13 protein-coding genes are annotated in these 23112 nt (G+C 57.9%); 9 read left to right on the top strand and 4 right to left on the bottom strand.

Features of this window, described 5'->3' with window-relative positions:
• Nucleotides 1-56: 56 nt before the first annotated feature.
• Entirely contained in the window at nt 57-1943 is a 1887-nt protein-coding gene (locus ACGY09_RS10390) for a hypothetical protein (RefSeq protein WP_397571492.1), read from the bottom strand.
• 349 nt (nt 1944-2292) lie between these two features.
• On the opposite strand from ACGY09_RS10390, the gene ACGY09_RS10385 reads away from it, so the two are divergent.
• The 3 genes from ACGY09_RS10385 (at nt 2293) to ACGY09_RS10375 (ending at nt 5821) form a co-directional block, all read left to right on the top strand.
• On the top strand, nt 2293-3555 hold the full coding sequence (locus tag ACGY09_RS10385; protein WP_397571491.1) for a Gfo/Idh/MocA family protein: 1263 nt from the start codon (nt 2293-2295) through the stop codon (nt 3553-3555).
• Nucleotides 3556-4315: 760 nt separating this feature from the next.
• Nucleotides 4316-5284 carry a hypothetical protein gene (locus ACGY09_RS10380; protein WP_397571490.1) on the top strand — a complete coding sequence of 323 codons (969 nt, stop codon included), beginning with the start codon at nt 4316-4318 and terminating at the stop codon, nt 5282-5284.
• Between the two features lie 36 nt (nt 5285-5320).
• Nucleotides 5321-5821 carry a hypothetical protein gene (locus ACGY09_RS10375; RefSeq protein ID WP_397571489.1) on the top strand — a complete coding sequence of 167 codons (501 nt, stop codon included), beginning with the start codon at nt 5321-5323 and terminating at the stop codon, nt 5819-5821.
• A gap of 148 nt (nt 5822-5969) precedes the next feature.
• Here the strand turns inward: ACGY09_RS10375 and ACGY09_RS10370 are convergent, their stop codons facing one another.
• On the bottom strand, nt 5970-7730 hold the full coding sequence (locus ACGY09_RS10370) for an amidohydrolase (protein WP_397571488.1): 1761 nt from the start codon (nt 7728-7730) through the stop codon (nt 5970-5972).
• Between the two features lie 769 nt (nt 7731-8499).
• Between ACGY09_RS10370 and ACGY09_RS10365 the strand changes: the two genes are divergently transcribed.
• The 5 genes from ACGY09_RS10365 to ACGY09_RS10345 all read left to right on the top strand — a co-directional run bounded on the left by ACGY09_RS10365 (nt 8500) and on the right by ACGY09_RS10345 (nt 15117).
• The gene (locus ACGY09_RS10365) at nt 8500-10437 is read left to right on the top strand and encodes an ABC transporter ATP-binding protein (protein ID WP_397571487.1); all 1938 of its coding nucleotides are present in this window, start codon (nt 8500-8502) and stop codon (nt 10435-10437) included.
• A gap of 158 nt (nt 10438-10595) precedes the next feature.
• The gene (locus ACGY09_RS10360) at nt 10596-11600 is read left to right on the top strand and encodes a glycosyltransferase family 2 protein (protein WP_397571486.1); all 1005 of its coding nucleotides are present in this window, start codon (nt 10596-10598) and stop codon (nt 11598-11600) included.
• An 84-nt stretch (nt 11601-11684) separates the two neighbouring features.
• Nucleotides 11685-12530, top strand: a complete 846-nt coding sequence (locus tag ACGY09_RS10355; protein WP_397571485.1) for a class I SAM-dependent methyltransferase — start codon at nt 11685-11687, stop codon at nt 12528-12530.
• A 93-nt stretch (nt 12531-12623) separates the two neighbouring features.
• Nucleotides 12624-14141, top strand: coding sequence for a glycosyltransferase (locus ACGY09_RS10350; protein ID WP_397571484.1), 1518 nt, complete (start codon nt 12624-12626; stop codon nt 14139-14141).
• A 58-nt stretch (nt 14142-14199) separates the two neighbouring features.
• Nucleotides 14200-15117, top strand: coding sequence for a sulfotransferase family protein (locus ACGY09_RS10345; protein ID WP_397571483.1), 918 nt, complete (start codon nt 14200-14202; stop codon nt 15115-15117).
• A gap of 286 nt (nt 15118-15403) precedes the next feature.
• Here the strand turns inward: ACGY09_RS10345 and ppc are convergent, their stop codons facing one another.
• Entirely contained in the window at nt 15404-18163 is a 2760-nt protein-coding gene (gene ppc / locus ACGY09_RS10340; RefSeq protein WP_397571482.1) for a phosphoenolpyruvate carboxylase, read from the bottom strand.
• A gap of 510 nt (nt 18164-18673) precedes the next feature.
• Entirely contained in the window at nt 18674-20140 is a 1467-nt protein-coding gene (locus ACGY09_RS10335) for a tetratricopeptide repeat protein (protein ID WP_373650344.1), read from the bottom strand.
• Between the two features lie 548 nt (nt 20141-20688).
• Between ACGY09_RS10335 and secA2 the strand changes: the two genes are divergently transcribed.
• Nucleotides 20689-23055 (top strand): accessory Sec system translocase SecA2, encoded by a 2367-nt coding sequence (gene secA2, locus ACGY09_RS10330; protein WP_397571481.1) that lies wholly within the window; start codon nt 20689-20691, stop codon nt 23053-23055.
• Nucleotides 23056-23112 lie beyond the last annotated feature (57 nt).

Below are 23112 nucleotides of genomic sequence, written 5' to 3'. Positions count from 1 at the left end.
CAAAGTGGAGCTTTGAACACTGTGCGGAGTAGTCGGATTGTTCACTCTTGGGTCTCTCAAGAGTTAGGATCGACGAGGATGAAGGGAATGTCCTCGCTGGGATGATGGTCAGGTTCTAAAGTCCCTGACCACACGGGGCAGAATTGTGCCCAACTCTGCGGCGATTGCCAAGAGCAGGCCGCGACTTTTATTGAGATAAGTAATTCGTGTCTGACTTGACGAGCAGATCTGTCTTGACATGCCAATCCAGCAAACTTTTCCGGGCCTGGTCCATTCATACGGAATACCGAATGGTTCTTTCCCGATCCCCGGGGCTGCGTTTCCGGTAGTAATTCCTGCGGGGCCTGGATGGCGCGCAGCGGAGCAACAAGCAACTGCGGAGCGACCCCCAGGATCAGTGATGTCAGGGCTGCCAGTATCCCGGCCACCAGGGCACCACGCCCGCCGGTGAACCGAGTCCGCGAGAGTGGCTGCTCGAGAAACAGTTCCCGAAAGAACCGGATGGCGATCCCCGCAATCGGGATTGAGGCGATGATCCCGAGGAAGATCAGGATGCGAAGGCTTCCATGAGGAACCAGAATGCTCGACAGCGTCTTGATGTGGACATTCAGACCCACGACGATCATCCACCAGCGCCCCCAGAATCCTGCCGTCCACGGTCCCCCTGCACAACTGATGAGCGAGGCCATGAGGACGATCGCAGGGATCACCGCGAAACGAGCGAGTCCCTTGAGGTCTTCCAGATACTCGACGCCACGCCCCCCACGGGAGAGAAACTCGAGTGTCCAGATGACCCCGCCGCACGCGACGAGCTGCACGACCTGGGTATAAACCAGGAGGGTCAGCGTTTCCGGCTCTGTGGGAAACTTGGCCCAGCGGGCATCGGGGTGCTGAAGCTCCATCGCCACGGCGATCAGACCAATCCCCAACCACGCGCTCTGCGCAATGACCAGGCTCTTGACCCATACGGGTATGGAGCGACTGCCTGCATTAAATCCACGAACGGCCATCACGGCCGAACGAAGAAAAGCGACCAGGCACAGGACGATCAGCAGGATGGTCAGCGAATCTCCCAGTCCCTCAAACACCACACCGCACAGGCGAATCAGCGCGATGCCCCCCGCCAGGGGGCCCGACAGCAGGATAAATCCGCATAGCGGACGAGGGGTGATATCGGAACCCGGTGCGTCGTTGTCGAGCAGGGCAACAACTCCCATCCGGCCATACAGTGAGAGAACGATCAGGCCCGCCGCCAACAGGATCAGTTTTGAAGGGGCTCCGATCGACGCCTCCGCCGATTGGGGTTGATAGGCGACGACGAGGATTCGCTTGATCGCGTCGAACTCGGTTGTTGCGAGTGTGTTCATCAGTAACGCGATCCCCAGCCACAACCCGATGGAGGTGAGCCAGTGAAGTTCGCACTGGTTTCCAGAGAACGTACCTTCTGCGGAGGGGGAACGGATCTCCGTCATTGGCTCTCCCGTCGCGCCAGTGACCGTCGCGAGTCGATTCAGCCGACGAAACGCCAGACCCGCTGCACCTGTGATCTCCAGCGACAGTCCCAGCGAGAGGAAATCATTCGACCGGGCGATCAACATCAGGCCCGCCAGGCTAAACAGAAAATATCCGTGGTCATTCGCCTCGTTCGGACTGACGGTATTTCGGTCCAGAAGAGCGATACCGGCGAGCAATCCGAATGCGAGGACCAGTCCCTGTTCTGACACGGCGAGCGGGTCATTGATCCAGACGCGATGCCGATGGATCGACTCACTCTGCTCTGTCGTCGTGACGGGGTCAAACCACAAGCAGGCCACCGCGATCAGCATGGCAGCCAGTGAAAATCCACCCCAGGCGAAACGAGGATGAACATTGTGGAAATGGCCCCAGACCAATGCGATGCCTCCGGCGGCGAGTAACAGCGTCGGCGGAGTCGGAAGGGGCATGAATGACCTTTTAACGACCTTGAAGAGGATCTGTATCGGAGTTCGCAGGAGGTAAACCGCAGTCCGACAGTCTCGTATTGATGCCGCAGGTGAGCAAGTCACGCGAAGAGGAATCACTCGCCGGAATCTCGACGACTCAGCGTTTCCGGCCGCAGCCGATCCGGACTTTGTCCACAATCAGGGTGGCCGCTGGGAGGTGGCAGCTACTCGTCCGGGAAGGCGTGGCCCTCCTCAAACTTGCGCAGACAAGTTACCCGGTCTCGATTGTGAATCTGCATGCCAGTGGTAATCATCTTCGGTCGACATTCCTCAGCAGATATCTGAATAACCTTTGATCGGGAATACGTCAGTGACTTCGCCTCTTCCTTCGCTTCGTGCCGGCATGGTTGGCATGGGAATGATTTTTGACGAGACCTACCGACCGTTCTTTGAACGAACGCACGGCGAAAGTCTGTTCGATCACCGGTTCGGTGTGATCAATGTCCCACTCGTCGCCGTTGCGTCAAAGACGGGGCATCGTGCGGAAGCCTATCGGAAGTCGGCCGGGTCACGAGTTTTCCCCTTCACCAGCTTTTCCGGAGAGGATTCGGTCGAGCAATTAATCGCGGCCAACGTCGATTTCGCGTGCGTGGCAACACCGGATAACAGACACTTCGATGCGGCGAAGAAATTGCTCGAAGCGGGAGTCCATGTTCTGATCGAGAAGCCCTCGGTCCTGGCTCTGGGGGAACTCGAGGAACTGGCCGCAATCGCCAAACGGAAGGGGCTACTGGCAAAGGTCGTTTACCATAAGCTGCTCGACCCGGATCACAAGAAGTTGCGAACGCTGGTCGCGGATCACGTGCTGCGTCACGTCAACAACGGCTACTGCTCGCTGCTGGAACCCAAGCAGATCTCGGGCAGTCAGTTTTCGGAATGGATCACCGGCCGTAATCCGGGAACGTATGTCGCGGTGCATTACATCAAGTTGATCGACTTCACGTTCGGCGGACGCCTCAAGACCGTGACCGCGACCGGCCAGCGAGGCATCGTCGGCCCCAAGGATGGACCCACCTGGGACAGTACCCAGATGCGGATGATTTACGAGTACGATGATGGTCGGGAAGCGGCGTTCGATATCCACACTTCGTGGGTCACTCCGGACAACTTCCCCGGTTACGTTGAGCAGGAAGTGCAGTTCCGCTTTGACAATGGAATCTGGAACGGGCATTCCCGTAAACGAGGCGTGGAATGCACGGTGGAAGGAGAGACACCGATCACCCGCAAGATCACGATGAACAACCACTACAACGGGACGTTCCTCGAGCCGTGGGGTGAACGATCCCAGCGCGGTTACGGAGTGGAAGTTCTCGAGCGCTTCGTACGAGAGCTGGGGTACGTCAAATTCGGTGGCACTTCAAGTGAGCAGCCGCAACGACTGGAACAGATGCAAAGCCTGGCTTACAACGATCTGACGGCGGACTGGCAGACAGTCGCGGCGGTTCAGGCACTCGAAGCCATTCTGGAGCGACAGGCCGCCGGCGAGCCCGATTGTGTAGTGCGTGTCGATCCGCGAGAACGTTCGCTCACACTGTATCGACCCGGTCAGGCTGCTCCCGTCAAGCTGCATTAGCATTCCATGCCGCTCTTGATGATCCTCGTTTCCGGCTAACCCCGATAAGGGGGTCCGGACACGAGTGCAGACAACGGCCTCACGTTCCCTCTCCTGGCTTCCCGACCTCAAGCCCGGAGAGGGTTTTCGTTTTACAGACACTCCCACTTCCTCTCTTCATTGCCTCCCCGCCAATGCGGCGACAGGAAAGCCGAATAGCTGAACGCCGCGATTTAGAGCCATGAGCCAATCCGACGCACCACGCTCTCCGAAAGGGACCCGGCTCTCGACGCTCACGTTACGGCGAACCGATTCGGCAACGTGATTGCGCTGCAAGTCGTTCGACCTTTTGGCTTTCAGAGTGACAGGGACTTGGTTGAGCCCATGCGGACCTGAATTTCAGCCAAATTCGGACGCGCGGAAAAACATCGCGCGGCGGTATCGGGGTGGCCTGCGCGACTATCAGGATGACGCGATCGAAAACACCGCGCGATCGCGAGGTCATTTACGGCACAGGAAGCTGGCAACGTGTTGGATTCCTTTGTGGGGCCTGATGGATCGGGACATCTGCGGTCAATTGCGATTTCACTTCTTCGCCTAAGGAAAGGGAAACCCATGCTCAGCATCGTTCGAAGCGGGGGGACGTTCGCAGCAACGGTGTTGCTGCTGATCAGCCCGCTTGCTGCAGTTGAATTACAGACCGAAGGGGACAGCGTTGCCTCAGCAGCGCAACCTGACAATGAGGCCAAGCCAGCAGAAGCCCCGGAATCACCTCCCGCGGATGCTGAAGCAGCGGCAGAAGCAGCAACTCCACCAGCAACTCCGGCTGATTCGCCTGAAGCCACACCCGACCGGCCGAAACAACGTGACCGGTCGGGACGTGGGTGGGGACGCGAACACCACCACCGCGGGCCTCACGGTCGACACGAAGGCTGGGGACCAGGACGAGGTGAGGGATGGGGCCCCGGCCGACATGGGGGACGCGGGCCAGGTCCGTTCCAGCACGGTCGCCGCTTCGCAGGCCGGGGGGGAGACTTCCATCGAGATCATTTCCGACACGAGGCCCACGAGGGATGGGGGCGCGGGTGGGGACGCAGTGGGGGGCATGGCGGCCCTGCACCGCGTGAATTCGCTCATCGAGGTGATGGCAATCGACCTGATCGTCATTTCGATCGTCACGACAGAGAGGGCTGGGGAAGGCCGGGGCGCGGTGGACCGCCGCATCATCGAGGTGATTTCGATCGCGACCGAGACTTGGGACGGAGAGAGTTCCGCCGCGATTGGGGGCCACGCGACGGGTTCGGTCCACGTGAACATCACTGGGCCGGGCGAGATGACGATGGTTCACATCGTGAATTCGGCCGAGATCGAGGCCCCCATCGTGGTCCCCGCCACTTCGGCCCGCCACCTCATCGATTTGCTGCACGGGACGGCCGATTCGACGGCCCGCCCCATCGACCCGGATTTGGCGCGCCGCGAGGGGGCGGCTTTCGCGAATTCGCTCATCGAGACGGTCGACCTGACTTCGGCCCTCCACGGCGCCCTCATCATCCGCACTCCGCTCACGAGGGGTGGAGGGGACGCGGACCCGACTGGGGCGATCGTGATTTCCGATCGGCTCGAAGTGATACGCACTGGGAAGGACGACGACATGCGGGATACCGAGGGGGACATGAGGGGCCTGACTTCCATCATCACTTCGGTCGATTTCGTGGCGGAGAGGGACACGGATTCGGTCGTGGCCCTGTGAGGCCCCCTCATCGGGTGGCCGAATCGGATCGTCGCGGTGAACGTCATCGACCTGATTTCGAGGGAGACCGCCCGCAACGTGAGTTCCGTGAACAGGGGCAGGGGGAGCGAGGAGATCGCGGACCTGGTCGCTTTTCCGCACCTCCACGGCACGATCGGGATCAGGCAGAACGCGAGGGGGCGCCAGATCGTGGCCCCCGCGCTGAGAGACGAGATCGGGATCATGGAGAAGGTTTTGGGCCGCCTCATGAGGGGCCAGATGGTCGGCATGGCGAAGGGGATGCACCTGACCGTCCTTCCCGCCGCCCGGGCTTCCGCGGCTTCCCCTGGGGACCGGGAGGACCGGGAGGTCCAGGGGGGCACCGTCCTCCTCCGGGGCATCGACCTCCCCCGGGCCGCGGTGGTCCGCCTGAAGGCCGTCCGGAAGAAGAACGAGGTCCCGGCAACGGGGGGCGACCCCCAGCCGTCGGTGAATTCGACGCCGAAGAGTTTGAGTTTGATCAACGGCCTGTCTAGCGATGACTGGCTGAAAAATTGAGGTTCAGTGTGAAGCCCTGATGATCCCATCGTCAGGGCTATCGCTGTTTCCTGTTCGCGAGCGAACAGAGTTTTCGTGAGGAAGGATGCCGGTGGGAGCGAGGTGCTGGAGTGGTGATTTTATCCCAGAGCAATCGGCTGCGGCGAAGTTACTCGGGGAAATCGGCGCTGCGGTAAACCGGCTCTCCTTCCAGCAGGGTCAGCAGTACCTTGGCCTGGTGGATCTCGTGGCGGGGAATCTCGAACAGATTACGGTCCAGAACAATCAAGTCCGCCGCTTTGCCGACTTCAATGGACCCCGTTTCCTGTTCCTGAAAATTGACGTAGGCTCCGTTAATGGTGTAGGCCGCCAGCATCAGCGAGAGGTCTACGGTTTCTTCCGGGATCCAGGCGGGCCCCGGACCCTCATTCAATCCCCGTCGGGTCACGGCAATCTGGATCGCTTCGAGCGGGTTCATGGAGGTGACTGACCAGTCGCTGCCACAGGCGATCAGGGCACCCGTCTCGGCCACACTGCGAATGGGGTACAACCAGCGGGACCGCTCGGGTCCCAGAATGGGCTGCGTCATGTTGACGATGTAGAGATCTGCATTCGCCCACAACGGCTGAAAATTGGCAATGACGCCCAGTTTGCGAAAGCGGCCAATGTCCGAAGGGTCGAACAGTTCGATGTGAGCGAGGTGGTGGCGCGAATCGCGACGGCCGTTCTGCCTCTGCCCCAGTTCCAGCGCATCGAACGAACATTGGATGGCTCGGTCGCCAATCGCATGAACGTGAATCTGAAACCCAAGCCGATCAAGTTCTACAACGAGAGGGTTCAGTACTTCCGGCTCGAAGTTGAGCCATCCTCGCTCTTGCGTGCCACCGAGGTAGGGTTGCAGCAGCGACGCTGTTCGTGACTCGATGACTCCATCTTCAAAGATCTTGACCGAAGTGGCCCGCAGTCGCCTTCCGCGGAACTTCTCTCGCCATTCGACGAATTGCGGAATCTGAAGCATCTGTTTGGCAGGATCGACACGCATGGCCGCGACGACCCGGACAGTCAGTTCCCTTGTCCGATCCAGTTCGGAAAGAGCTTTGAGGTGTTGTTCCGCGACTGATGCTTCCTGAACCGACGTGATCCCAAACCGGTTGGCGACCTCAAGACCCCGCCGCAATCCATTAAGATATTCGTCGGGGGTATACGGGGGGATTTTGTTGATGACCAGTCGGCTGGCGGATTCTCGCAGGGTTCCCGTCGGCTCACCCGTTTGCGGATCCCGTTCGATGCGTCCACGGGGCGGATCGGGTGTCTCACGGGTGATGCCTGCGAGTTTCAAGGCCATCGAGTTGGCCCAGGTCGAGTGTCCGTCGAACGCATCCAGCAGGACGGGGCGATCTGGCATGACTCGATCAAGGAGTTCTTTGCTGGGATTGCCCTCTTCCAGCGTGAGCGGCCATCCCCCGCCACGAATCCATTTCTTTTCCGGGTGCCGCAGGGCATAGGCTTTAACCGCGTCCTGTATGGCGGTCACCGTCGTCAGTCCATTGATGTCGCATTCACCCAGTTCAATTCCTCCGCCGATCAGGTGGACATGCGAGTCATTGAATCCTGGCAGGAGCATCTTTCCAGCGAGATCGATCTGACGAGTCTGGGGGCCCGTCCACTTCTGGATCTCCGCGCCATTGCCGACGTAGACGATCCGTCCTTCTCGAATGGCGACCGAGTCGGCCCAGCTTCGGGCGGCGTCGACGGTGTAGACAGCCCCGTTTCGAAAAATCAGGTCGGCAGGGGGCGAGGCGTAAGTTGACTCGGCCTCCCGTGGTGCGGCCGACAGAAGGTCGTCAGACGCTGATTGCGCAGGGCAAGGCGAGCCAGGCAACCAGGCCGACACGAAGGCGATGAGGAACAGCGGGTGTGGGAATCGCATGGCGATAGCATTCCTGCGCGAACGGGGTGGCGTTGTGGTGACCGTTTTCCGCCGAAGTTGGAGCACGTGGTCACCGGGTGCTGTTGTTCCTGTCAATGACTCGTTCCAAGTCTTCACTCGACCTTCATCTGGAAAGCCAATGCGAGATAGCTGTCCGTGACACACGGTCCACTGATAAATGGTGATCGTTCTTCGTCTCGCGATGCAGGAGACTCGGGGCAATCTCTTCGCGGTGCTGCCAGGATACGGCCGGATTATAAGATTGCGAATGAGAAACGTCTCTGGATGTCAGCCTGGTGGAGATTGTGGGGGGGGCTTCTCCCCGAGGTGCGAGCGTTTGTGAAAGAAAGTTAGCATCGCCGGAAAGGTGGATGCGGTCTGGTGACGGAGGAACTAACACTTTTGAACAGTGTTGGGGATTTCCGAAGCCAATTCGAGGATTCAGGCGAAACTGATTGGCCTGCGCGTGAGACTGATGTTCATCAGCGGTCGACGCTGGCAGAATATTTTTCTTTTTTTGAGACAGCGGACGAGCCCGTAATCGGTGGTAAACAACCAACCTGAATTTCGTGCAAGTTCAACGATAAGGGCATGAATGTAAGAGTTTAGTATCGTGTCAGATGATAGCGACGCAAGGTAAATGCAGTATTTCGGCACTGTAATTTTCGCCTTGTCTCATTTTTGCATTATCGATACGTTCCGATGCAAGCTCTAGCACGGCTGAGGTCTTGTTCTATTGCGGTAATCGCGGCAGGGAGGCTGCGTCTACATGAAGAACTATTGTCGGGCACTGCGCGAGGCATGGCGTCACTGGTTGACGTTAAGCATTGGCATCCTGTGCTCATTTGCGATGGCCTTTCTCTGGGGCGCTAACATCATTGCGCTCTTTCCCGTGATTGAAACGACAATCCACGGTGACACGCTTCAACAATGGAATATCAAACGGACTGAAGCGGTTCGAGATAAAGTCAATACGCTGGCTGCCGAGGTTGAAGCGGTCGTTCTGCCACCCCAGAACGATGAGCACTATCTCTCGATGCGACTCAAGCGTGATATGCTGCAGACCAAGCTGATGGCCGAACAGGTCAACTTGCAATCGCGTGAGCGACTGCAGCCCTGGCTGGAAGCGTGGCTGCCGACGGATCCCTTTAACACCGTCATTCTCGTGCTGGTACTCGTCGTTGCGGGAACGTTACTCAAGCAGATCTTCGGCATGGCGAACGTGGTGCTGGTCAACTATGTCTCGCAGAGTATCGCCCGCGAAGTCCGCATGCGAATCTTCAGCAAGGCGGTAACGATGGACCGTACAGGCTTTAACCACTTGGGAATCAGTGGTTTCATGGCCTATATCACTCATACGACTGACGGTCTGGCGCAGGGGATCACCGCGTTCTACGGGGGACTCGTCGCCGAACCGCTACGGATTCTCAGTTGCCTGACACTGGCCATGATTGTGTCGTGGCGGGTCACACTCGCTTCAATGATCTTCGCGCCCCTGATGGTCGTGCTGATGGTCTGGCTCAATCGTCGAATCCGGGGACTTGCGCGGCAGGCCCTCGATCGCTCCCTGGGGTTCCATCATGTGATTCTGGAAGTGTTTGGGGCTCTGCAGACAGTGCAGGCGAACACGATGGAACCCTATGAACGTGAACGCTTTCGGAAATCGACAAAACAAATGCGACGCATGGGGGTCCTGGGGAGTTTTTATAACGCCCTGGCCAATCCCATTACCGAAGTCTTCGGTATGTCGGCCCTCTGCACAGGACTGGGGGTTGCTGCCTATCTTGTCATCAGCCAGAAGACACACATCTTCGGTATCCGGATGACGGTCGATCCGATGAGTGTCACAGAGCTGACCGTGGTGTTTGGATTACTTGTCGGTGCGACGGAACCACTTCGAAAGCTGTCGGGGGTCATTGGTGGAATTAATTCCGGTTCTGCTGCGGCAAACCTGCTCTATCCACTCCTGGATGCTCAGTCCCGCATTGTGGATCCGCCTGAAGCAACGACGATCTCAATCCCGCATCGGACGATTGAATTCAAGAACGTCACGTTCAGTTATGATGGGATTCACGAAGTTCTGAAGAACGTCAACCTGACGATTCCGTTCGGAGAGCGGCTTGCTGTCATTGGTCCCAACGGCGGCGGCAAAAGCACGCTGATGAACCTGCTATGTCGCTTCTATGATCCGCAGAAGGGGGCCGTCACGATGGATGGTATCCCGTTGTGCGATCTGGCTCTGAATGACATTCGCAGCCGGATCGCCATCGTCTCGCAGCAATCGGATTTCTTTAACGAAACCGTTCTGCACAACATTCGTTATGGCCGCTGGGATGCTACAGACGCTGAGGTTGTTGAGGCAGCCAAAAAAGCGCGGGCTGACGAGTTTATTTCCGAGTTCTCCTGGGGTTACTACACGAATGTCGGGCCGAACGGTCAGCGTTTGAGTGGGGGGCAGCGGCAGCGAATCGCATTGGCCAGGGCCCTCTTGCGTAATTCCGAGATCCTGATTCTGGATGAAGCGACCAACCAGATTGATGTGGAAAGTGAAAAGCTGATCCATGAAGCATTGTTGCTTCATGCCAAAGATAAGACCCTGATCATGATTACTCACCGTCAGAGTACTCTCGAACTTGCGACTCGCATTATTCAAGTCGACCGGGGCGATGTGAAAGACGTCACCCATACCGTCAATCGCGCCGCCTGATTTCCCGCACGTATGCGTTTTCGGTGCTCTTGTCAGATTTATAAAAGCCTTGTCGTGAACCTGTCTGCGGCTCTGCAGGGGCCGTTTATGTTCTTGCTCGCAAAGACCAGTCTGCCGCGATCATCGCGGCCATTACACCTGATCTTGGAAGTCAAATAATGGACAAGGATTTCTCGTTCTCACTGGCTGATATTCCCGTCGCGCAAGAGTATCTCTCCAGCTATCTCGAACGAGTCGCGACCGGGCGGCAGCGGATGGCGCGGAGCCGGGCGGTGATCTGCGGATTGGCACGCAATGTCGAAAAGATCCTGCCCAAATCCATCGCTCGCATCGAGCGACTGGGGACCATGTTCGCGGACTATCGCGTGGTCATCTACGAGAATGATTCGACGGACAATACCAAGCCTTTGCTGCAGGAGTGGGCCCAGGCGAACCCGAAAGTCGATATCACGGTCGAACAACTGGGCGACCCGGTGAATCCCTGTGCCCGCTGTCTGAAACGTGCCGAGCGAATGGCCCGTTATCGGAATGAATGTCTCAACCTCATTCGCGAAAAGTATGCTGACTATGACCATGTGATCGTCGTGGATACAGACCTGGAATACGGCTGGAGCGACGATGGCGTCGCGAACACGTTCGGTCATGAGAACTGGGATTTCGTGGGGTCAAATGGCCTGATTCTGCGCCGGTGTGGCATCGCGTTGAATGCGTTCCTGCAGTACGACGCCTGGGCCTTCCGCAACGATGAAAACTTCACTCAGCTCTCCACTGCAGAAGTGAACTACATGAGCTGGCAGCGCGGCGAACCCCTGGTTCCGGTAATGTGCAGTTTTGGCGGGCTGGGGGTGTACCGGATGCCTGCTTACCTGGCGGGGACCTACTCAGGGCACGACACCGAACATGTCACGCACCAGCAGGTGGCACGCCCACGCGGGTTCCGCAATGTCTTTTTGAACCCGAGCCAGATCACTTTGTACGGACGCCATCATCGGCGTTCTGATCTCTGGATGATCCCCCTGATCACGGTCGGAACGCGCATCCTCGAATCGGCGCGTCTGGTGGCTGCCCCCTGCATCTCGCGAACATTTGTGGCCGCAACGCTCGATCGAGAAGGTGATTCACGCACCCGCAGATTTGGACTGCCCCTCACCACGAATCACTGACCGCAGTGACGAAGACCGCGACGGAAGTCGAAGCCGCAGACCACGAGTGATCGAAGAACAGCGTCCAAGGGAGGACACTTCACAATGACATCTCGGTTAATGAAACTCGCGAATCGGTGCTTTTCACGAACTTCAGAGTATCGGCAACTCGAGCCACTGCCGCCTTCCGGCCCTCGCGTTGTGGAAGCGGGCGAATGCGGGTTAATCGACGACGTCCGACGTGGCTGGTTCAACCGCACCAGTGGCGAACTGGCCAGAGGCTTTTCAATTACTGCTGACGATACCGTGGTCGACGTCGGGTGCGGTTTCGGCGATGTCTGTGCCTTTGCTGCTTCCTTTGGTGCCGAAGTCATCGGGACGGATATCGATCCAGACAGGATCGAAAACGTCAAGCGGAAGATGGAACGGTTTGCCCAGACGCCGTTCCAGGGGTATGTCAGCGATTCCAATCCGCTTCCTCTGGCAGACCAGACTGCCACCAAAGTCATTTCGATGGAGGTCATGGAGCACGTCGACGATCCGGCTCAATTTCTTTCCGAGCTTGTCCGTGTCGGCAAGCCTGGTGCCATGTACCTGATTACCGTTCCCGATCCGGTTGCAGAAACCGTCCAGACCAAATTTGCACCGTCGATCTACTGGGAAAAGCCGAACCACATCCGGATCCTCCAGCGGGACGAATTTGATCGACTGATCGAACAGGCGGGGTTAGAGCTGATCGAGCATACGCACACCGGTTTCTTCTGGTCGATGTGGTGGATTTTCTTCTGGGCCAGTCAGCAGGAGAAGATGACCCCGCAAGGACCGGTGCTTGAAAACTGGACCAGGACCTGGTTCGAACTGCTGCAGATCCCGAATGCCGAAACCGCGATTAATGCGCTCGACGCATTCATGCCCAAAAGCCAGGTTGTGATCGCCCGCAAACCGGTATGAGGGTGTCCGATCAGGACTGTGCCACGGACGCGGAAACGCTCGCACTGAAACCGACACTTAACTCTCGCAGTTGTCCGAAAGAGACAAACCGTTATGGACTGCACTGACGTGACGACTCACAATCACCCTGCAGACGCTCCTGCAGCGAAACGGATGGCCGTGCTGCTGACGTCTTACAATACGGGTGCTTGCAAGGGGCTGAACCTGGGTATCGCGGGTTATTCCCACGACATCGTGGCGAACCTGTTCATTCCACTGCTCAGCCGCTGGGGCGAGGTCTATGTCATTCCCGATCCCCGCAACAATCTGGAAGCGGCCATCCAGGAAATGCGGAATCGAAATCTGGAACCCGTTCATGTCAGTATCCTGCCGTTTCAGGATGTCTGCCTGACGGAATCCGCTCCGAACATTGTCGTCCCCGCCTGGGAATTTCCGGACATTCCCAATGAGGCATTCGACGACAATCCTCAGAATAAGTGGCCCGATGTGGCTGCCCAATGCAAGGCGGTCTTCGTCGGAGGGCCGTTCACGTTCGACGCACTTCGAAATGCGGGGATCACAGTGCCCATGCACATCGTTCCTGTTCCAACACCGGACCCCTACTTCGAACTTCGAGAATGGGCGCCACAGCAGTCTGTCAGCATGGAAATCCCGGCCATGGTTCTGCCCCAGGACATCCCGGCGACACCCGAAAAGGTTCGTCGGTTACCTGCTCGACAGCAGACCAAGCCGCCTCCTTCGGGGCTGAAGCGATGGGGGCTGGCGATTGAAGCTGGAATTCGCAATGTGACTCGTTCTGTGGTTGGTTCGTCGCTCTACGAGCGTTACGAGCGATGTCAGCGTGCGTTGAAGGCGGGGTACCATGCGACTCTGAGGCCGACGAAGCTTTCGACTCTTTATCGTACCAGTCCCGAGATTGAGTTGTCGGGAATTGTTTACACCAGCATCTTCAATCCGCAGGACGGTCGGAAGAACTGGTCGGACCTTCTCACCGGCTTCCTGATGGCGCTGGGAGATTGCAAAGATGCAACGCTGGTGGTCAAGCTGGCCGCCAGCCGCCCTGATGCGGCGCAAGGGATTCTCGATTACTACCGCGACCGGAATATTCCTCATCGCTGTAAGTTGATCTTCATCACGGAATTCCTGACGGAAAGCCAACTGCATGACCTGGCCGCCGCCAGTACGTTCTACATTCAGACAACCCGTGCGGAAGGAAACTGCCTGCCGCTGATGAATTACCTGGCGGCCGCCCGGCCCGCAATTTCACCCTGTCATACGGCCATTGCCGACTACTTCGACGATCAAGTCGGCTTCGTGGTCGAATCGCACCCTGAACCAGCCGCCTTCCCGCATGATCCCGAACTGCGTTGTCGGACCACCTGGGCGAGAATTGTCTGGCCGTCGCTGGTGAAGCAGATCCGGGCCAGTTACCGAATGGCCAAATCGGATCCGGATGCTTACAGGGCGATGTCCACACGAGCCCGGGAACGAATGAATGGATGGGCCAGTTCGGAAGCCGTCTGGAGCCGCCTGAGCGTCGCTTTGGATTCGACGGTTGCAGCGGCGAATCTGGAAGTAACACCACAGATCAAAGCCCGACGCGCGGCGTAGCGCGTCCGACATCGCTGTACTTTGTTTTGTCGTGCTCTACTTTGAAGGTGCTGAACCGATGAAGATTGATTTTATTGTCCCGGGCTTCAGCAAATGTGGCACGACATCGCTTTGTGCAATGCTCGCCGAGCATCCGGAAATCGGGATCCCCAATCCGCACGATGCCATCATGAAGGAACCCAGTTTTTTTGCCAACGAGTACCATCGTGGGTGGGATTCTTACTGGAAGCTGTTTGATGGTGTCGCGGAAAAACGACTGCACGGAGAAGGGAGTACCGTCTACTCGACGGAAGAATATGGCGAAGTCGTCGTCGACCGTTTGATGGAATATTTTCCTGACGTTCGCCTGATCTTTATCGCGCGTGACCCGTTTGCCCGGTTGGAATCGAGTTTCCGGGAGATGCATGACAGCGGATACAAGTACGGGATTGAACCCCCGGCGCGGATCGATGAGGCACTCAGGACCCTTCCCAACATGCTCAAGGATACGCTGTACTGGCAGCGGATTCAGACCTTCCGCCGCAAGTTTTCCGATTCTCAGATCAAGGTGATGTTCCTGGAGGATCTGGAAAGGGATCCCGCCACGGAACTCGCCCGATGCTTTGAATTTCTGGGTGTCGATCCGGGTGTTCAGATCGAATCGACCAATATTCGACTCAATTCCGGCCAGTCAAAACGACAAGATTCGAAAGTTCTGCACTTCCTCAAGTCGAACCGTTTCGCCAGCCCCTGCTGGAATCAGCTCCCCGAGGCGACCCGGAACTGGATGATGAAACGCCTGGGACTGCGGCAGAAGTTCCGCAGCCCGATCGAATGGCCGGCAGCGACGCGTGCGTGGGTGCTGGAACAGGTTGGCGACGACGCTCGTCAATTCCTCGAATTCTATGGCAAGCCGACGGATTTCTGGCGGTTGCAGATGAGTCTCTTCACGACTGCTGGCCAGAAGGAATTGCCTCGACGTCGCGCGGCAGCATAACCCTCGGTCCTGGAGGCTCTCTTGCCGGGTTTTCCCGATTGCGTGATGAATTCCGTGACTTGGCAAAAGTCGTCGTGAGCCAGGCCGGGTGGGCTGGTGCACGGTGGGCTGGTGCACGGTGGGCTGGTGCACGGTGACGGGGAACGGGGTGACTAAGAACGGCGTTGAGGGTGTTGAGGAATCTCTTGCGGCTGCGCCGCCCCGGTCGCCACGAAGACGCGACAACCGGGGCGACCCGAGATTGCGATCAGCCCCTGCTGGTGAGGTTGCAGAGGAACTCGCTGAATCAACCGGTGGTCCGCATTCCGGCGGCAATCCCCTGGACGGTCAGACGCAGCAATCCTCCCAGTCGCTCGGCGTCTTCAGGGGGCGTGTCTGCGGGCAGGCTTCTGCGGCGCTGCACGAGTTCAATCTGAATGAGATTCAGAGGGTCAATGTAGGGATTGCGCGCGTCAATTGATGCTTGCAGCCATGGAGTGGCCGATAGCAAATCTGTTCCCCCGGTGAGGGCGAGAATCGTCTTCCGTGATCGATCCCGTTCGACATCGATCAATCCCCCGAGCAGGTCCCTGACTTCGGTGTTCTGGACAAGATCGGCATAGCGGGATGAGATGAATTCGTCCGCTTTGGCCAGTGCCAGAGCAGCGTTCTCGATGGTTGCCTGAAAGAACGGCCACTGACGGTACATCTCGTAGAGAGTCTGCCAGTCGTTGGGGCGTTCTTCCAGTACTTCGGTCAATGCGGTGCCCAAGCCATACCAGGCGGGGATCATCGATCGATTCTGCGTCCATGAGAAGACCCAGGGGATTGCCCGCAGATCCGCCAACGTCCGTTCACCACGGCGTCGGGCCGGTCGTGAGCCGATGTTGAGGCTTTCAATCTCATCGATTGGTGTGGCCGAGCTGAAGAACTCGATGAAACCTGGCTGGTCCACCAGTTCGCGGTAGGCCTGATAAGAACGCCGCGAGAGTTGCTCCATGATGACTGACCATGCGGGCTTGGCCGTGCGTGCGGGAAGTGCACTGGCCAATAGCGTGGCGGACGTGACCTGTTCCAGATGCCGATACGCGATCTGGTCATCGTCGTAGCGTTCGGCGAGGACTTCGCCCTGTTCGGTCAGTCTGAGGCTGCCGTCGAGTGCTTCGGGGGGGAGCGAATAAATTCCACGAGCTGCCGGTCCCCCGCCTCGCCCCAGCGAACCACCCCGGCCATGGAAGAAGGTCAATTTGACGCCGTAGCGATCGGCCGTACGCTGCAGTTCGCTTTGGGATCGATAGAGTCCCCAGCAGGCGGCCAAGTATCCACCATCTTTGGTGCTGTCCGAATATCCGACCATCACGATCTGGCGTGACCCGAGCTTTTGCACGTGCGAGGCGTAGACAGGGTGCTTGAGAATCGCTTCCAGTGTTTCTGGTCCGCGTCTCAAATCACCAATCTTTTCGAACAGGGGTGCGATCGCTAACTGGTCTTCCAGGTTGGCGACGTCGGTCCCTGGCGGATTGCCCACCGACTGAGCCCACCGCCACAACCAGAGTACGCTGAGCATATCGCTGGGCGCGCTGGTGAGGCTGATGATGTGACTCCCCACGCAGCTCGGACCGAATGTGGCCATGGCTGCATGCAGCAGCCGGAAGAGTTCCAGCGTCTCGACCACATGGGGTGAAAGACCGTCGTGAGAGATTTCCTCTTTCCAGGGCATGGTCCGCGTGAGGACTTCCTGGCGTTCCTCTTCGGGAAGAGCTTCGAAGTTTGCTGTAATACCCGCCTTGGCGAAGATTTCTGTCAGCGCTTCGATGTGTCGCCGGGCATCCTGACGGACATCCAGTCGGTTCATGTGCAGTCCGAAAACGCGGACGAGATCCAGCCACGGGAGCAGTTCGTTTCGGATCAGATGCAGCGTCCCCAGGCCCTCAAGACTGTTGACCAGTTTGAGGACGTCCTGTTCGAGTTCAGCTCCGTCACGATAGGCTCCTTCGGGCAATTTCTCGCCGATCGAAGTGCCGAACGACTGTTCAAGACGCCATTCGATCACCGCGAGCCAGAGACGGCAGGATTCGGTGCTGGGGATCGTCTGGACACGTTCCAGAATGACGGGCCACTTCTTTGTGGCCGCATCAAACTCGTCATTCAGTTGCGGTCCCAGAGAGGACTCTTTCGTCGAGATTGAGAGAAACTCGGACAGTTGCCGGCATTGTTTCAAATGGGCTTCGATGGCGGCCTCGCGCAGCCACAACAGAGTCTGGGCCGTGACGTCGCGGGTGACATGGGGATGTCCATCTCGGTCTCCGCCGATCCATGAACCGAATTTCAGGAAGAGCGGCAGACGGAACTCGACTCCCGGGTAAGAGACCTCCAGGGCCCGTCGCAGATCATCATAGATGCCGGGGACGACCTCCCACAGGCGCGGGGCAATCGTCAATCCCCGGCGAACTTCCTGCAGGACCGTCGGACGGTTGGGACGCAGAAACTCGGTCTGCCAGAGCGCCGTCATCTCGGTGCGCAGCAGGTTTTCCAGTTTCTGGCGCTCACGAGGCAGCAGGTCCGCCAGGTCGAGGTCCTCAAGAGCCTGTCGCATGCGGCGCAGCTTCACGCGCAGGCTGCGACGCTTGGCCTCGCTGGGGTGCGCCGTAAAGACCAGTTCGATCGCCAGGCGATCGAGTGCCGACTGCGTTTCGACCGGCGTGAAGCCCGCTCCCTTCAATTTCGCAATCGCCTCTCCGATCGACTCACTGCGAGGTTGTGGATGGCGCTCCAGCTCTCGTGAGCGCAGAATCCTCACCCGGTGCCGATCCTCTGCGATGTTGGCCAGATCGAAGAAGATGCTGAAGGCGCGCGTGACGTCACGGGCGGTGGGCTCGTCGAGCGCCTCGATCAAGGCAGCGAGTTCACCCTCGGCTTCTTCCACGCCGGATCGACGTTCGCGGGCCACCTTGCGGATCTGTTCAACTCGCTCTAACGCCGATTCTCCTGCCAGCTCGCGGATGACATCGCCGAGCATGTCACCCAGCGTGCGTACATCACGACGTAGCAATTCATTATTGACCATGGCCAAGTGGGGTCCGCAAAGGAAAGATTCAAATGAGGTCCGAGCGGCAAACATCGTGCCGCGTCAGGAACTTGCGTCGAGGGCAAGTTGCAATCGATTACTGCATCGTAGTTTGTGCTCCGGTTTCGCGGTAGCGTGCGACTGTGAACTTCTCTTTACTCAGGCACGATGCCTGATTCCACAGCAGCACCATCCGTCTGCAGGAATTACACTCCTCTTCCGCCGGGCTATTGTTTCGCAAATCAGGTTCCTGCCAACGGAATAATCTTCGAAAAAGCGGACTTGCGAGGCGGAAAAGCCCAAGGGGGGCGCACATTCATCTTAGGCCGTTTACTCGGAACGACTCGCAAGTTGCACCATCAGAGCGACAGGGCAGGAGGTGGGCCCGAGGAAACGCAAACGCGTCCTCATCCGACGAATGCGGGATGAGGACGCGTTTGAAAGTTGATCAGGGTACAGTCGGTCTGCTGCGGAGGCAGGCGGCCTTCAGCGGTGGTGGCGAAGTGGATTTCAGACTTCGTCGCCGTGGTCCATATCGATATGAGCGGACTCGTCGTCGCCACCCTGAATTTCGGTCAGTCGCTGAGCCACGTCCTTGTAACCATAGTCGATGGCGAGAATATCAGAGTAGTATTTTTCGGCGGCAGAATTGTCCGAGGCTTCTTCCGCCAGTCGCCCGAGGTAGTAACTGCATTCCTTGAAGGGACCCGGGTTTTCGGTGGAACTGAGCTTTTCCAGGGCCTTCTCGAATTGCCTTTTGGCGAGGTTGTTCTGCTTTTTGGCCAGGAAGCACGACCCCAGACTGGTGAGGACCTGTGCCTCCAGCCGGATATCTTTCGAGGCGGCCTGCAGCAGAGGAATGGCCTTGTCGTACTTTTTACATCGCATGAACCGCTTGGCCAGTTCGTGCTTCAGCTTCAGATCATTCGGATAGCGGTCCGCTCGCCGGCTGTAGACTTCGATTTCCTGCAGCAGCAGTTCGTTGGCCAGTTCTGAAACAATCGCCCGGGAGGTCTCGTTCTGATCCCGTGCGGCTGCTTCCTTGGCGAAGTTCAGGTTTTGCCGGACCATGTCCAGTTCAACATCTTCCATCTGTTCGCGAATATTGACGTCGCCGCTGACGTCCAGAGCCTGCTTGTAGGTTTTCACAGACTCTTCCAGTCGTCCTTCGCGGCGGTAGTAATCCGCCAGTTTCTGGTAGTGCGCGACGTTCTGGGGCTCTTTTCTCATCATTCGCTGCAGGTCTGCTTCGACCGATTCGCCCGGTCCCAGCACCTGCTTATTGGTTTTGACGTCCCCTTTGACGGACTGTTCATAACCCTGTTTCGGAGCCGTATTCTGCACTTCCTTCGTCGACTCGGCTTCGTCATAGCCGGCCTGATGAATGGTCATATTGGCGCCGAGTGCCTGGATCTTCGACCGCACTGCACCATTGAGCGGATCGAGCTTCATGACCTTATCGAGCGTATTGATCGCCGCCGTAAAGTTCTTGCGCTGTTCGTAGATTTCCGCGAGTGCGATCAGGAAATCCTTGTTCTCCGGCGCGCTGTCAGGACTGGTTGCCTGTTCGAAGGCGAACGCGGCGATCTCGAGGAATCCTCGTTCACGGGCGGCGTCCCCCAGATCGGCATTGAACTGAGCATCCCAGGGATTGATGGCGAGGCCTTCTTCGGCGGCCTGATCCAGATCAACCCAGTTCTGGGCACTGCGGGCCTTGCGAATACGTCCTCTGACGCTCGATAGCTTGAGGAACGCCATGCTTGCGCCGGTCTTGTTGTCTTTGTATTTCTTCCGTTCACAGCCTCGCAGAGACTGTCGATACATCAGGTTATCGGGAACCATTTTGACGGCCGTCGCGAACATTTCGACCGCATAGTCCCAGTTCTGCTTGGCCATCGCCTGTGTGGCTCGATTGAAGCAATCCGCAGCAAGTTTGCGTCTACGTTGTTCCTCAGGTGAATAATCAGCGCCAGACATATTGCGGTCTCAGTAAATGCGATCATCGGATCAGATGGAAAACAATTCTCATGGCACGCGATTGTGCTGGATCGACGAAGGGAAAAATCGCTTCTCTCTGCCCAAATTTCAACAGCAGCTCAAATGGCAGGGACAGAGGCACATCGCGTGCGCTCGTGGGACAGTACCATATTTGAGCCCTCAACCCCAATGAACAAACAGAAATGAACAAACAGACTGCCAGTGGCCGTAGCCCGATTTTTCGCGCCCCCACGAGCGAACGCGTCGTCGGTCAAGGGGACGGATTTCCTGCGAATGACGGGAGTCTCTGTTCAATGCATTCTACCTGAATCATACGCCGGAGGTGGGCAGCGGCGAAAAATCGGTGCAACGGAATAACGAGACAATGGGTGCTGGGGGACACAGGGTTGCCTTCGCTGCGACAATGATGTGGTCCACCTCATCGCAACGGGGGACAGGAACAGATCGGTACGCCGACGGAGCGCGCCCAGGTGACGGTCCGCCCACGTTCATCGTTCTGCTGCAAACATTTCGTGCTGGAGTGCCGGATGCGTTTCTCATTTCGCAATTTGTTCACCACCCTGAGGCGCCTCAGCAACGGGGGAATCCGGCTGAGCAATCGCAATTACGAAACCAGCGTGGCTCAGATTCGTCAGCAGTCGCTGCCGCTGGCGGAACTGACAGAAGACGAACTGCGCCAACGGGCCACGTCGATCCGGGACCGTGTCCGAGAGGGCGTGTCGGTTACGGGCATCCTGATTGAGGCTTATGCCGTCATCTGTGAGGTTGCCAGAAGGACAGTTGGACTGGCTCCGTTCGATGTCCAGTTGCTCGCAGGGGTGGCACTTCACGATCGCAAGCTCGTCGAAATGCAGACGGGTGAGGGAAAAACGCTCGCTGCCATTTTTCCTGCGATCCTTACCGCCTGCGTGGGACGAGGAGTCCATCTGCTGACATTTAATGACTACCTGGCCGAACGAGATGCACAATGGATGGGCCCCGCGTATCACTATTTCGGGCTGACAGTGGGCCATGTCGTCCAGGGAATGGAAACGTCTGCTCGAAAGCAGGCGTATGGTTGTGATGTCACCTACGTGACGGCGAAAGAAGCGGGCTTTGATTTTCTGCGGGATCAGATCTGTCTGGACCCACAAAAAATGGTCCATCGCGGCTTCCACTGCGCCATCGTTGACGAAGCGGATTCGATCCTGATCGATGAGGCCCGGGTGCCGCTGGTGATTGCTGCGGCGGAACCGGAACACGTGCAGGACCTGTATCGGCTTGCGAACATGATTCGCCAGCTTCGTCCGGGGCGGGACTATGCGACGGACCAGCGATCACGGAATGTGAGCTTTCAAACGTCGGCGTTGAACCGATTGCAAAGTGAGCTGGGCTGCGGCGACCTGTACGACGAGCGGAACATTGATCTGCTGACTCGCTTGAATCTCGCACTACAGGCTGAGGTCTTACTGCATCGCGATAAAGACTACCTTGTCCGCAACGACGGTATTGCGCTGATTGATGAACTGACGGGGCGAATTGCACAGAATCGCCGCTGGCCGTATGGATTGCAGGCGGCCATCGAAGCCAAAGAAGGAGTGCAGATCCAGCCACAGGGAAGGATTCTGAACTCCATCACGCTTCAGCACTTTCTCGAGCAGTATGACCAGCGCTGCGGGATGACCGGGACGGCCCAGGCCGCTGCCGATGAATTGTTTGAGTTCTACAAGCTGAAGGTCGTTGTCGTGCCAACGAATCGAGCTTCGATCCGGCAGGACCTTCCCGACCAGATCTTCCCCCGTCGGCACGCGAAATTTCTCGGGCTGGTCTCCCGAATCGTGCCGCTGCATCGTGCGGGGACTCCCATTCTGGTGGGGACGTCCAGTGTCGAAGAATCAGAAATTCTCGCCGAGATGCTCAGCAATTCCGGAGTCACCTGTCAGGTGCTCAATGCCCGAAACGACTGGGATGAGGCCAGAATGATCGCCGAGGCAGGGGCATGGGGGGCAGTGACGATCTCGACCAATATGGCGGGCAGGGGAACGGATATTCGTCTGGGGGGAAGCGATCAGCGCGACCGCGAGCGGGTGTTCGCGGCAGGGGGCCTGCACGTATTTGGATTGAATCGCCACGAATCGCGAAGGATCGACGACCAGTTACGCGGCCGAGCGGGACGGCAGGGGGACCCTGGCCAGACACAGTTTTTCGTCAGTCTGGAAGACGATCTGATGGCCCGGTATGGACTGGGTGAGTTGCTGCCTGCCAGTCACAATCCGCACGCAACCAGTGGCGAAGTCGATCCGAGTGCGGGACAGATGATCGAGCACATTCAGCGCGTGATTGAAGGGGAATGCTTTGAGATTCGCCGGACCTTGAGACGGTATTCGTTCTGCCTGGAGCAGCAGCGTCGCACAATCCAGCAGCGACGCAGCCAGTTATTGCAGAGAAGTGTGACGCCGCGGCTCCTGCAAAATGTCGACCCCGAATGTTTCGAGCGCATGGCGAATGACGTGGGTGAGGACGTGGTCCGGGAAGCCGAACGGCAAATTACGCTCTGGCAAATCGACCAGTGCTGGTCCGAGCACCTTGCGCACGCCGCTCAACTACGGGATCAGATCCATCTGATCAGCATGGGGGGCTTCAATCCGCTGGATGAGTTTCATCGAGAACTGACGCGGGGGTTTCGGGACGTTACCGCACGCATCGACCGAAATGTCATTTCAAAATTGAAATCAATCCGTTTGACATCGCAGGGGATTGATCTGGCCGAGGAAGGGCTGCTGGGGCCTTCCTCCACATGGACCTACATGATCAACGATAATCCGATGGGGGACATGCTGCAGCGAATCAATCGCAACCTGAAGCGGTTGCTGACGGGTCCACAAGGCCCTCCTGCGTCACGTGGAAAAGTCTGATACTCACTGCCGTGGGATGACAACTGCCTGCGCGGATGTGAACTGGATGTGAATTTC

Source organism: Schlesneria sphaerica, assembly GCF_044336245.1.
GTDB lineage: Bacteria > Planctomycetota > Planctomycetia > Planctomycetales > Planctomycetaceae > Schlesneria > Schlesneria sphaerica.
The sequence above is the reverse complement of the archived record's forward strand: the minus strand, read 5'-3'. Positions and strand labels throughout refer to the sequence as shown.